At 59.6% G+C, this 12,286-nt stretch carries 10 protein-coding genes; 5 read left to right on the top strand and 5 right to left on the bottom strand.

Annotation, left to right across the window (positions count from 1 at the left end; translation table 11 throughout):
• The 4 genes from AC13QO_RS23095 to AC13QO_RS23080 form a co-directional block, all read right to left on the bottom strand.
• A partial coding sequence (locus AC13QO_RS23095; RefSeq protein ID WP_488541953.1) for a lipopolysaccharide biosynthesis protein occupies window positions 1-1,353 on the bottom strand: 1,353 nt, incomplete at its 3' end.
• Window positions 1,354-1,433: 80 nt separating this feature from the next.
• Window positions 1,434-2,678: a glycosyltransferase family 4 protein gene (locus AC13QO_RS23090; RefSeq protein ID WP_285194078.1), complete on the bottom strand. Its 1,245-nt coding sequence runs from the start codon at window positions 2,676-2,678 to the stop codon at window positions 1,434-1,436.
• Window positions 2,675-4,021, bottom strand: coding sequence for a glycosyltransferase family 4 protein (locus tag AC13QO_RS23085; protein ID WP_488541952.1), 1,347 nt, complete (start codon window positions 4,019-4,021; stop codon window positions 2,675-2,677). Before AC13QO_RS23085 ends, AC13QO_RS23090 begins: the two co-directional genes overlap by 4 nt.
• Window positions 4,021-4,758 carry a Crp/Fnr family transcriptional regulator gene (locus AC13QO_RS23080; protein WP_085779244.1) on the bottom strand — a complete coding sequence of 246 codons (738 nt, stop codon included), beginning with the start codon at window positions 4,756-4,758 and terminating at the stop codon, window positions 4,021-4,023. Before AC13QO_RS23080 ends, AC13QO_RS23085 begins: the two co-directional genes overlap by 1 nt.
• 456 nt (window positions 4,759-5,214) lie before the next feature.
• Here AC13QO_RS23080 and AC13QO_RS23075 point away from each other — a divergent pair, with 456 nt between their 5' ends.
• From AC13QO_RS23075 to AC13QO_RS23055, 5 genes are all read left to right on the top strand, one after another.
• Window positions 5,215-5,916, top strand: a complete 702-nt coding sequence (locus AC13QO_RS23075) for a sugar transferase (RefSeq protein ID WP_221113589.1) — start codon at window positions 5,215-5,217, stop codon at window positions 5,914-5,916.
• A 111-nt stretch (window positions 5,917-6,027) separates the two neighbouring features.
• Window positions 6,028-7,785 (top strand): GumC family protein, encoded by a 1,758-nt coding sequence (locus tag AC13QO_RS23070; protein ID WP_488541951.1) that lies wholly within the window; start codon window positions 6,028-6,030, stop codon window positions 7,783-7,785.
• Complete coding sequence (locus AC13QO_RS23065) at window positions 7,782-8,804, top strand: glycosyltransferase family 2 protein (RefSeq protein ID WP_488541950.1); 1,023 nt, start codon at window positions 7,782-7,784, stop codon at window positions 8,802-8,804. The genes AC13QO_RS23070 and AC13QO_RS23065 overlap by 4 nt, the downstream gene beginning before the upstream one ends.
• A gap of 4 nt (window positions 8,805-8,808) precedes the next feature.
• Complete coding sequence (locus AC13QO_RS23060) at window positions 8,809-10,185, top strand: polysaccharide biosynthesis/export family protein (RefSeq protein ID WP_488541949.1); 1,377 nt, start codon at window positions 8,809-8,811, stop codon at window positions 10,183-10,185.
• 61 nt (window positions 10,186-10,246) lie between these two features.
• Window positions 10,247-11,713 carry a hypothetical protein gene (locus AC13QO_RS23055; protein WP_488541948.1) on the top strand — a complete coding sequence of 489 codons (1,467 nt, stop codon included), beginning with the start codon at window positions 10,247-10,249 and terminating at the stop codon, window positions 11,711-11,713.
• A 134-nt stretch (window positions 11,714-11,847) separates the two neighbouring features.
• On the opposite strand, the gene AC13QO_RS23050 is transcribed toward AC13QO_RS23055, so the two are convergent.
• The gene (locus AC13QO_RS23050; protein ID WP_488541947.1) at window positions 11,848-12,147 is read right to left on the bottom strand and encodes a hypothetical protein; all 300 of its coding nucleotides are present in this window, start codon (window positions 12,145-12,147) and stop codon (window positions 11,848-11,850) included.
• Window positions 12,148-12,286 lie beyond the last annotated feature (139 nt).

Here is a 12,286-nt window from a genome sequence, read left to right as displayed (position 1 = left end):
GCCGCAAACCGCCAGGCTGGCGATCAGGTTGAAGCCGACAGGCATGGCGGCGAGCATCGGCTGCACCCAGAGCAGGAAAGCGATCATCGGCACGCTCGCGGCCAGCGGCCGGCAAAAGGCGTTCAGCTGCGCGGCAAAACTCGCTCCGATCAACCGCCGGGTGATGATGAGCGACGCGGCATAGGCGACGAGCACGGCGATGATCCGAGCGCCGAGCGCGCCGGCCACCTGGAAATAGGCGATGCCAAGAATAGTCACCGGCACCCTGACGGCGAATTCGGCAAACATTCTGAGAGCGAGGGAACGGGTGTTATCCAGCACCATCGCCAATGCCGGAATGATATTCGTGGGAAGACCGAGCAGGCTGACAACGCAGAGCCATTGCAGGATCGGCGCGGCGGATGCCCATTTCTCGCCGACGAGGACGCGCACGGTCGGCTCGGCGAGCATGGCGAGCGCGATAAGAACGGGGGCTGCAACGAAGGTGATCGCGTTTGTCGCCTTCAGGTAGGCAGCGACCAGATTGCGGCGGTCTTCGACGGTGGAGAATCCGGCCATCAGCGGGCGCAGCAGCGGCCCGACGAAGGTTTGATACGGAATTCCGGCAATGTTGTCGGCGACGCTGAAGGCCCCGAATGTCGACAGGCCGGTAAAACGCGGCAAGAGCAGCCGGTCCAGCTGCCAGTTGATCGAATTCAGCACCTGCGACACGGTGTTCCAACTGATCATGTCCTGAAAATGCTTCCATTCCGACAGACTGAATGCCGGCCGCATCGGGGCAAAGACATAGGAGGTGATCATCGCCGCGGTCGGGCCTGAGACCGCGCCGACCGCGAGCCCCCAATAGCTGCCCGTCGCCACCGCCACGCCGACACCGAACAGCAATGTCGATCCCTTGGTAATCAGATCGAGCACGAATTCGCGCTTGAAATCGAACCGCTGCATGAAGAGCACCATCCGCGGGCTGACCATGCTGCGCATGGCAGGCGCGATCGAGAGAACGGCGACGAGGGCAAAAAGCCGGGGATCGCCGTAGATCAGGGCCATCGGCCATGAGAGGACGATCATCAGCAGGCTGATAGCCGCCCCTCGAAGCAGGCTGAGAGTGAAAGCCGTGGCAAACATCTCTTTGGAAGGCGACGGCTGTCGCAGCAGAGCCTGCGTCAATGGCAGATCCAGAATCGTTTCGACGATGACGAGAACCGAGGTTGCAATGGCGACCAGACCGAAGTCCGCAGGACTCAAAAGCCTCGCCAGGATAAGCAGGCTCACAAAATCGAGCAGCCGCGCGAGGAACTTTCCGCTGATCGTCCAGATGCTTGCCGTCGCCGTTCTCTGAGATACGCTTGACATGATCTGCTATCTATTCCTCGTTGGCGGATTGAGACGGATTCAGTCGCGACCGCAAGATGACGCAGCTCCGGCCCCTGTTCTCAGCCCGGCCGTCTTCTCAGGCCCTCTGCGGATCGGTCGCCTCGGGCGGAAAGCTGTTGCTCAATGAGATCGGCCAGACGATCGCGGAACACGGCGGAGGAGAATTTCAGCGAGTGCGCGCGGATCGCTTGCGGATCGATATCGTCCTCGATTTCTTCGAATGCTGCCATCGTCTCCAGCAGCGCTTCCGTCGTCTGTTCGGCAAAGCGGAAGCCGACCTGCGGCGACGAAACGGTTTCCCTGGCGCCGCCGGCGTCGAAGGCGAGAACCGGACGGCCCGATGCCATGGCTTCCACTGGCAGGATGCCGAAATCCTCGGTTCCCGGAAACAGCAACGCGCGGCATCGCGACAGGTGGTCGCGCAGCACGTTGAAAGGCTGATGACCAAGGAACTGAACGGTCGGTCCGGCGATCGACTTCAGATAGGACAGCTGTTCTCCCTCGCCGATCACGACGAGCTTCCGGCCGGCCTCGGTGCAGGCGCGGACCGCAATATCAGGCCGCTTGTAGGTCGTCAGCTGCCCGGCATAGAGATAAAATTCGCCTTTACCCTTCCCCACCGCAAAGTCATCGGTCGCAACGGGCGGGTGGATGACGACGGATTCCCGGTCATAGAAGCGCCGGATGCGGCTTGCGACATAGTCGGAATTGGCGATGAAGGTATCGACGCGCGAAGCTGTCGTCACATCCCAGGCGCGCAGCATCGGCGCGGTGATCGACATCAAGGCACGACCTACCCAAGGCAGGCCATGACGGTAAACGTGGAATTGATCCCAGATGTAGCGCATCGGCGAATGGCAGTAGCAGACATGCAGCGCGTCGGCGCGCGTGATAATGCCTTTGGCCGGCCCGGATTCGCTCGACAGCACGAGATCGTAATCCTGCAGATCGAACTGCTCGAGCGCGAAGGGCATCAGCGGCAGCATCTTGGTGTAATGCCGCTGCGCGCCGGGGATCTTCTGCAGAAAGGAAGTGCGGATATTCCGCGTCTTTAGAAAGTCGCTGATGCGGTCCCGGTTGCAGACGAGGGTGAAGATGTCAGCCTGCGGAAACATGCGGCACAATTCTTCGACGACCTTCTCGCCGCCGCGCATCGAGACGAGCCAGTAATGGACGATAGCGACGCGCAGTTGCCCGGTCTCCTTGACGCTTCCTGCCTCGGCCAGGCGTCTCTTCGACATCACCGGCGCATCGCCGAGAAATGCCCTTGCGTCGGAAAGAGAGGTTGTTGCTTTGAAGGTCAAAGGAATGCTCCTTGTGTCGCCACACCGTCTGTCAGCTCGGGAATCGCATTCGTCGAAAGCAGCCTGCAATATTCGGCAAGGAGCGCGTCGCGCCATTGCTCATGCGTCGAGGCGAGATCCGGAGACATCAGGAAAGCCCTCTCGCTCATGGCGCGGATTTCATGCCTCGGCATTTGGCTAAAACGCATCAAGGCATCGGCAAAGACGATCTCATCACCCGTGTCGCAGGCGAATGCCATACCGGCCTGCTCCATTTCTTCGGCAAGGAATGCGTTGCGCGACATGATCACGGGGAGGCCGCTCCTCGCCGCTTCGATCGCCACGAGGCCGAACGGTTCGGGATAACGCGAGGGCATCAACAAGGCCCGCGCTTTGCGGATCGTGGTGCCGATCTCCGCATGCGATTGCCAGCCGACGGTCCTGACGTGATCGCCGGAAGCCTCAAGCAAACCCCTCAGCGGCCCGTCACCGATCACGCAGAGCCTGGCACCCGCTCTTCGCGTCGCGGCCACGGCGTCCTCCACACCCTTTTCCTCATCGAGCCGTCCGATGAAGACGAACTCGTCGTTCGCCTCCGCCTCGATGCGCTGTTTCGACAGGGGAGCGACGGGATTGCGGATCGTCGTCAGCCGGTCGGGCCGATAGCCGGCGCCGACGAGAAAGCTCGCCATTTTCTCATGCAGCAGGATGATCCGGCCGAAATCGGCCTGCGCCTTCAAAAGCCTGAGGATATTCGAGCCGCGGGCGACCCGCCACAATTTGTGCGAATAACTTCGCTTGTCGCACGCCGTCGCAATGCAGCCCGCACCGAGCGGACGCCGAAGGCAGATCTCTTGCGCCTGGTAATCGAAGAAGGCGCCATTGGGGCAGGCGGTGAAGAAGTCATGGGCGTGAACCAAACACCGTCCCGCGACCGGAGCCAGTGCTCGGAAAAGCGCCGGTGACAGTATCTGATGCCAGCCATGTACGTGATAGACGGTTTTTGCCGTATCTTCTGCGGCAATCCAGTTGGCAACCATTCGGGTTGCCGCCCCATTATGAATGCCGGTCACGAAAGCCTTCGCGCGGTCGGCGCTCAGCAGATCGCGGCTGTTCAAGCCAACCATGGAGACACCAAGCGCAGCAAGCTCCGCGTTGGCCGCGTCATCCCCACAAATATAAGTGACGGGGATATCCAGGCCTCGAAAAAGCTTGGCTGACAGGACCGCCAACCCTGTTGCCCCGCCCCTGGCCACCGAATAGTCGTCGATGACGACCACGCGATCGATGCTTGGCGTGCCGCCGCCGGGAAAGCGGCTGGCATTTGCGGCGAATCCGTGGACATCGGAAAGCGACGGGTGCATCACTTCACCGAAAACGCGCCATTTACACAGGCCTCAAGCGCCTTGCGATTGAGAATTCTGATCTTGCCCTGCCCTCCGTCGATGATCTTGCATTCGCGCAGGCGCCGCAGGCACTGATTGACCTTCTCGCGGGACGCCGGCAGCGTTGCAGCCAGATCATTTTGCGAGATAATCACTTCGTCGCCGCTGTTTGCGGCATCTTTTCCGTAAACAGCCGAGAGCCGCAGCAGCGTGCTCGCCAATCTTGCCTGCAGCGTCGACGCCGCATTGGCGATGATCCTATCTTCAAGCTCCGAGATACGCGCCAAGGCCCTGGAGAAAACTTTTTCGCGGAAGTAAGGATCGCTGGCATACATGTCGCGCAGCAGCCGGCCTTCGAAGAAATGCAGCTCGCAATTGGAACCGGCTCGGTATTCGAGGTTCAACGTCTGCCGGCGCAAGACTTCAAGCTCGCCGATCAGACCTGTTTTCGGAATGATTTCGACGATGAATTCCCTGCCGTCAGGCAGCATCGTGCTTGCACTGACCAATCCCGAATGCACGCGAGCGAACATATCGACAAGGACGCCGGCGCCGGCAATGACCTCGCCACGACGGAAACGCCGTACGCTCGAGCGGCATGAAAGAAATTCATCTTCGATAACGATACCACTGTTGAGACGAATGCCGCCATTGGTCGAAATCGCGGCCTTGCCGATGCCGAGTCTGCGATCTGATGCATGCGTGATCCCGTCCATGCACTCCACTCCAGTACGAGAATGACTCAATAAATGCTGCACTGCACCAATTATCTTGGATTAGTACGTTAGTCAAATAACATCAGCAAAGCGTGACAAAATTTCAAGTCTATATCAAATTAAAGTCTCAATCCCTCAAAAATTTGCGGCGCAAAGGTCAAAAATTCATCGTTCTAACTAGTATACATGCACACAAAGAGACTATTTTGATCAAAAACAATCAACGCGTTAAAAGCAACTTCAGAACTACGATATCGAATATTAGAGAATATTCATCTTAGTAGAGATTACAGAACCACTTAAAAGAATTGATGACACAGCTAAGCGATCGGAAATCTCTTATTCATCGTGGTAGCATAAAGAATTAATTAAGAATTATGACCTTGGTAACAGACAATCAGGGTGCGGCGCAGCAAGCTTTGAATGGTTCTTGACGGCAATTTTTTGGAGGCCGCGATGACATGGGAAGCACACAGTTTTGAGACCTGGTCGCGCGTCGAACGGACGGCAAAGGGCGGCGAGTTACGGGAGTCCCAGCCTCGCTCAGTGGGCAGGTCGGCGAAGCGAGCTATCGACCTTGTTGTCGCGATCACCGCGCTGGTCTTGCTCTCCCCGCTTCTGCTGATCGTGGCATTGATCGTGAAACTGTCCGACCGCGGCCCCGTCTTGTATTCCCATACACGCATTGGCTTCGGCGGCGCGCCCTTCGGATGCATGAAGTTCCGGACGATGAAGACCGATGCGAGCGCTCAGCTTGCCGAACTGCTGCAGAACAACCCGGCGGCCCGCAGCGAATGGGAAGCAACGCGCAAGCTGAAGAACGATCCGAGGATCACCGCAGTCGGCGATATCCTCAGGCGCTCGAGCATCGACGAGCTTCCCCAGCTGATCAATATCGTGCGCGGCGAAATGAGCCTCGTCGGACCCCGCCCGGTCACAGCCGAGGAATTGCCGCGCTACGGTGAACATATGTGGGCCTATATGGCAGTCCGTCCGGGACTGACCGGTCAATGGCAAACCAGCGGGCGCAACGACGTCAGTTACGACTACAGGGTTTCTCTCGACGTCCACTATCTCAACAATTGGTCGCTCGCTCGAGACTTCGTCATCATCGCCAAGACCATTCCTGCGCTGTTTTCCCAGCGCGGATCGTACTGAGCGTTCAGGCGCCGCCGACCGTGCCGAGATGGGGCGATGCGCTTCGCCCCGTCTCCTCCTAGCTGCCATTACCTGGTTATTCCTTGATTTCCCATTCCGGATTAGGACGACATGACCTCCAGCACGATCTTCAGCGGTGTCTCTCCCATATCCCTGCCTGCAGCAGCCACAGGCGGCGGGAATTCGCCGCTGACGCTGCGGGATATGCTCTTCTTCTTGAAAATGCGCTGGCATTGGATCGTCGTGACCACCATCGCTTTCCTGGCGATCGCCGGAATCTACCTGCTGACCGCCGAACCGACTTTCGTCGCCAGCACGCAGCTGGTGATCTTCCCCCAGGTGAGCGGCTCTGAAGCACAGAGGGCGTTCGCGGAAGATGCATTCATCGAAGGACAGCTGGAGATCGCCAGATCGAGCGATGTCGTCGGCGGAACGGTCGCAGCACTTGGTCTTATTCACGACCCGGAGTTTGTCGATCAGACGCCTTCCCTGCAGGACAGAGCGAAGAATTGGTTGATGGGGCTTTCATCGCAAGCGGATATTCCATCGCAGGATACGGCGGGCAAGGGAGCGAGCGAAGCGCAACCGCGGACAGAGGAGGAACGGCTCCAGGACTGGGCAACCGCCAAACTGCTGAACATGATAGACATCCGACGGATCGGAAACTCGATGATCATCGAGATATCAGCTGCGGCATCCAACCCTCAGAAGGCCGTCGACATCGCCGACACGCTTGCCAGACAGTATATCCAGAAAAATATCGCGATGAAAGCCAACGCCGCCCGCCAATACAGCGACTGGCTGGCGAAATTCATAGCCGAGCAACAGCGAGGGCTGGCGGATACCGCCAGCGCCCTCGCCAGTTTCACGAGCAATCCACGCGACCAGGCCAAGCTTGCGGAGCTACAGAGCGCGACGGATGCCCGCCGAACCCTTTATGAAAGCACCTTGAACCAGCTGACCGAAGCCAGGCAACGCATCACTTATCCGATCTCCGATGCGACGATCGTCTCGCAGGCCACGCTGCCTCTTTCGAAGGCGAGACCACGCAGCACGCTCATCGCAGCCTTTGCGGCGGTTGTCGGCCTCGGTGCCGGTCTCGCACTCGCGATGATAAGGCACGCCAGCGACCGCCGGCTCGTCCGCCCGCATCAGATCACGGAAACCTGCGGTCTGCCCTTCGTCACAGTGCTGGCGACATCGAAAAGGATAGGGAACGGCGACCCGGCTCGTTTCCCCGCCGGGACGGACAGCAGCAGAGCCGCCTACCCCCCTATTCCTGGCATGGCGGAGCTGAGCGCAACGGTCGTCGGACTTCGGCGCAAGCGCCGGATCGTCATCGGAGTGGTCGCCGTCAATCCAGGCAGCGGAACATCGACCATCGCAAGTGATCTTGCTGTGCTGTCATCGGTATCTGGAGCGAAAACACTTTTGATTGATGCGGCCGCGCATAAATCATCGCTCAGCAACGCGCTCGCGCCTCATAGTTCCAGCGGTCTCGTCGATGTCCTCGACAATGGCGACCTCATTCAGACGGCCGCCTTGCCGCTCACCCCGACGCTGAAGTTCCTGCCGCTCGGCAAGGTGGATACCGTAACACCGGCCATTCGCCTGAGTTCCCGCCGCACGCAATTGAGCTTTGCCGAGCTGAAAAAGCAGTTCGACGCCATATTCGTCGACATTTCCGCCTTCTCCGCGTCACCGGATGCCAACGCCATCGCGCCGGAGCTGGACGGCGTCTTGGTTGTCGCCTCGTACGGACGCACATCGATCGACGACGCAATGCGCGTCATCGACACGATGCGCAACGTCGGCGCGGAGATCCTCGGCGCAATCATCAATCACGCCCCGAAGAGCATGCAGTCATGACCGCCCGTTCGGCAGAAACGTCCAGGCAGGGCGCCCGGATCGCACCGACGACTGTTTCCCACGACACGGAAGCAATAGCGCCGCTTCCGAGCCAACCGTTGCGGATTGCCATCGGAATTGCTTCGGCGGGGCGCCCTTCGATCCTGCTGGAAACGATCGAATATCTCGCCGGCCTGCCGGATCAGCCGCAGCGGTTAATCGTCTGCGTGCCGGGGATCGACGACGCCGCCGGGCTCGCCGGCCGCCTCGACGTGGAAGTCATTGTCGGCAGTCGTGGCCTGACCTCCCAGCGCAACAGCATCATCCGGGCAGCCGCGGTCGATACGGATGTCTTGATCTTCCTGGACGACGATTTCATCCCCGCGGCAACCTTCCTGTCACGAATGATGGCCGTCTTTGCAACAAAGCCTGACGTCGCGATCGCCACCGGCGAAGTCCTGGCGGACGGCGTCCTTGATGGGGGGCTCGACATGTCGAAGGCCCTGCAGGTTCTTCACATTGCCGGCGAAGGGTCCGATCGGGTCACGGATGTCTATAATGCATACGGGTGCAATATGGCGGTTCGCTTGGCCCCCGTCCTCGAACACGCACTAGCGTTTGACGAGCAACTGCCGCTCTATGGCTGGCTTGAGGACGTCGATTTCAGCAGGTCCATTGCCCGCTACGGCAGGTCCGTGCGCGTTGAAGGCGCCCGCGGAGTGCATCTCGGCGTTAGGTCCGGGCGGCAGCCTGGCCGGAGACTCGGCTATTCGCAGGTTGCCAATCCTATCTACCTGATCCGCAAGGGCACGATGTCGAAGACCCGCGCGATAGCGCAGATCGGCCGCAACATCCTGGCGAACGCATTGGGCATAGTGTTCAACGATCGCTTGGTCGACCGATGGGGCCGTCTGAACGGCAATTTGCTGGCGATCGCCGATCTTCTTGCCGCGCGCTCCGCACCGTCCCGCATTCTCGAATTCGGCAATCCGCCGTCCCGCGCAATCGCGTCGCCGCCTATCGCAACGAAACGGAGATAGATCAATGCAGTCCACATTCTTGCCCGATCGCGTCGTCTCCGCACTCGCCTTGCTGGTTTTCTGCTGCATGACCGGCTGGAGCGTCGCCTGCGCGCAAACTTTCACGCTCGTGGCGGAAGACAAGGTCAGACTTCGTGTCGTCGAATGGCGTTCAGCGGATTCCCGCTATGCCAGCTGGGAAGCTCTCGATGGCGTCTATACCATCGACGATACTGGTGATTTGTCGATCCCGATCGCTGGCCATGTACAGGCGTCTGGAAAAACATCCGAAGAACTCGCCGATGCCATCGCCAGCGCGCTCGCCGAAAAGGCGGAACTTCCTGGCAAGCCATACATCGCCGTGGAGGTTGCCGAGCATGCTCCGATATTTGTGACCGGCACCGTTCAAACTCCGGGACGCTACCCTTTTGAACCGCGGATGACGGTGATGAAGGCCATCAGCATCGCTGGCGGCTTTCTGCGGGAACGCGAGGACAATATCTATTTCGAGCGCGACCGGATTCAGGCAGCCGGGGCCTTTCGGACCGCCGTCCTCAACCGGCGCGATCTCCTGATGCGGCAGGCGCGGCTGCGGGCGGAAATCGCCGGTGAGCAGAGTTTCGAGATTCCTGCCGAACTCGTGGGAACGCCCGACGTCGACAAGCTGAAGGCACAGGAATTGAACCTGATGCGGCTGCGTCGCGTCGATATCGATAGCCAGATCGAAGCGGCGAATGACCTCGCCCGCCTCTATGGTCAGCAGGTCGAGTCGCTCGAGGCCAAGATCAGTTCGCAAAAGCGGCAGATTGACCTTGCCCAAAAGGAACTGGACAATGTCAACAGCCTGGTGAGCAAGGGGTTGGTCAGCAATTCCCGCCAGGTGTCTGTCGACCGTTGGGTTGCGGATGCCCAAGGTACCCTGATCGATCTCGAAGTTGCGCTGACCACGGCTCGGCAGGGCCTCAGTGAGGCCGACCGTTCCAAGATCAATATCGTCAATAGGCAGAACAGCGAAAACCAGGAGTTGCTGAATCAGGTCAACCTCGCGATCGGCAGAGCGGCGATCGATATCCAGGTGGCGCAGCTTCTTGGCGAGCAGGCCGGCTACGACGCTCAACTTGCTCAGATGAACACGGAGGCGCCGGGTATTGGCAGAGCGCAGAAGAACTACAGGATTGTGCGTCGCAATAGCGATGGAACCTCCAGCAACATCGTTGCCGACGAGCAAACCGCATTGCTGCCGCATGATCTTGTCGAGATCGGTTTGGACACCAATCTTCAGGCGCCGACTTCGCCTATACGGCCCCTACCCCGGGCCCAGAGCTCGACACTCCCGTCGTCTGATGTAGCCGGCGATGATCGAGCGGGTCACGGTTGGATATCCCAGACGGGCTCGAATTAGGAGGCGCGATGATGATCAGCGACGACAGCTGGCGGCTATCGCCTCGCACGGGATTTGACGCATGTCGATAGAGCCACTCGGTTTCATCGTTCTCCTGCTTGGCCTCCTCGCCATCGTCAATGGCGCTCGTTTTGCAGTGACGACCCTCTGCCTGTTGACGCTGCTGGGAGCCGCGGCGGCTCTGCAATTGCCGGCGCTCGGCGGCAGCAGTATCCAGCCAAGCCATCTTCTGCTCCTGTTTATCGTCGCCGCCACCTTGTTGCGTCCAGTCCAGACCCAAGCGGCGCTGGCGAGCATCGCTTATCCGGGGCCTGGCTTCTGGTTTGCCGCCTATATCCTGTTTTCCGTCCTGTCGTCTTTCTTCCTGCCGCGCATTTTTGCGGGCGCGACCCTCGTCTACTCCTCTGCGAGAGATGCGACCGGCATGATGTCGACGGTGGCCGCCCCCTTGTCGCCAGGCTCATCCAACGTTAGCCAATCTGTCTATCTGCTCGGCGATCTCGCCTGCTTTGCCATGGTCTCGGGGCTTGCGAGGCTCGGATATGCACGCTTCATCGCACAACAGTTGATCGTCGCGTCAATCGCATGTTTTGCTTTTGCCTTGCTCGACATCGGAACGTTTTTGACCGGACAGTCCTACCTGCTCGATGTCATTAGAAACGCGAATTATACCATGCACACGGCTGAGACGATCAGCGGTTTCAAACGCATCGTCGGCGCCTTTCCCGAAGCGAGCATATACGGGACGGTCGCGCTGGCCTACTTTTCATTCACTCTTCTGCTCTGGCTGGAGCGTGTCCGAAGCCGCATGGCCGGCATGGCAACGCTTTTCATCGGCCCCACGATCCTGCTCTGCACGTCGACAACCGCCTATATCGCCGGGCTCTTCGTTGTCTGCATGCTCGTGCTTTTCTGCTTCAAACGTATGATTGCCGGGTCGGCTAAGAGCTCGCATATGACTTTCCTGGCGATAACCCTCTTCCTGATCCCTTGCGCCATCGTAGCCCTCAGCCTTGTCCCCGATGCGTGGGATTCGATCACGAGCCTCGTCAACACCACCCTATCGGACAAACTCCAATCGCAATCCGGCGAGGAGCGTACCGCTTGGAACACGCTGGCTTTGATCGCATTCGTCGATACTGCAACCTTCGGCGCCGGGCTCGGAACTGTTCGAGCGTCAAGTTTCATCGCCGCATTGCTGTCCAACGTCGGATTGACCGGCACGCTTCTCTTCGCCGCCTTCCTGTACAGCCTCGTCAGAGCCCCCAGCCGGCAGGTCTCGGGCGATCGGGAGACACATGCGATCGGAAACGCCGCCATTATGGCAACGATCTCACAGATCGTCTCTGCGGCGATTTCAGGAAGCGGCACCGATCTTGGCCTGCTGTTCAGCACCACGGCGGGTTTGGCTGCCGGTTGCCTGGCCGCTCCCTATGTCTCGCAGCATCGAGTGACCCGATCTGTCGCAAATCGGCATCGACCGGAGGCATCGGCATCTCTGAGGAGAGCGCCGGTGTTTGCAGCGTGATGACCCCAGCCGCGAATTTCGTTCAAGGCCAAAAGCCGCTGCATCCGTCAGGAAATACCGGCGTTGGAACGCGGGAGGAACGCGGTTCCGCACCACGGTCCTCGGAAGGACGCGTGGCCGGTCGTGTTTCAACATCAGCCCTGCTGGCGCTCGCTGGTGGGTGCTATGCTATCGGCGGCGGAATTGCTTTGCCGCAGCCTGGCGCCACGCCGCGCAAAACCCGACAGGAAGACGCCGGCGAGATAGCCGATCTCCATGAGCACGAGGAGAGCGAGGCCGGAAGCGATCGCTGCGATCAGCGAGGAGCCGTCGGCGAATGCCAGGCCGCCGAAGCCGATAGCCACAAGAATTGCGAAAATCGCGAAGGCCCAAGCGCGGATCGAAGCGCCGGCGGCTATCGAAATCACGGCCGCCACCAGGGTGGTGATCAGCATGGCCATCTTCCTTCCCTCTGCATTTCGACAAGGACCCTGGCACCAATCGTCCTGCCACGGTTCAAGATATCGAAGCACAGTCCTGTGATAGGCACGGCTTTCTCCATGACGAGCGTCTCAACAATGGAACACACAACCG

It is taken from the genome of Rhizobium sp. CNPSo 3670 (assembly GCF_057784555.1).
Note: the sequence above shows the minus strand (reverse complement) of the source record. Positions and strands in the feature narration are given on the sequence as shown.